Below are 588 nucleotides of genomic sequence, written 5' to 3' on the forward strand. Positions count from 1 at the left end.
GCTGGTCATTAAACGCGTATTCAGGCTGACCCTGCGCGCTGCGCAGGGCTTTATTGATTCCATTTTTTCTCTGATGAACGTTCCGCTACGCTGCCCGGATTACAGCTGTGTCAGCAGGCGGGCAAAGTCGGTTAATATCAGTTTCAAAACGCCCACCCGGGGTGAAATCGCACACCTGGTAATTGATTCCACCGGGCTGAAGGTCTTCGGTGAAGGCGAGTGGAAAGTCAAAAAGCATGGCCAGGAACGCCGTCGTATATGGCGTAAGCTGCATCTGGCAGTTGACAGTAAAACACATGAAATCATCTGCGCTGACCTGTCGCTGAACAACGTTACGGACTCAGAGGCCTTCCCCGGGTTAATCCGGCAAACCCACCGGAAAATCAGGTCAGCCGCCGCCGATGGAGCTTACGATACCCGGCTCTGTCACGATGAACTGCGGCGTAAGAAAATCAGCGCGCTTATCCCGCCCCGAAAAGGTGCGGGTTACTGGCCCGGTGAATATGCAGACCGTAACCGTGCAGTGGCTAATCAGCGAATGACCGGGAGTAATGCGCGGTGGAAATGGACAACAGATTACAACCGTCG

General features: G+C 54.3%; 1 pseudogene. It reads left to right on the forward strand.

What is annotated here, in order from left to right:
• Nucleotides 1–588: pseudogene (locus ACJ8MK_RS26020) on the forward strand (IS5-like element IS903B family transposase); the annotation flags it as partial.

Source organism: Serratia sp. CY38905, from assembly GCF_052168875.1.
Taxonomy (GTDB): Bacteria; Pseudomonadota; Gammaproteobacteria; order Enterobacterales; family Enterobacteriaceae; genus Serratia; species Serratia sarumanii.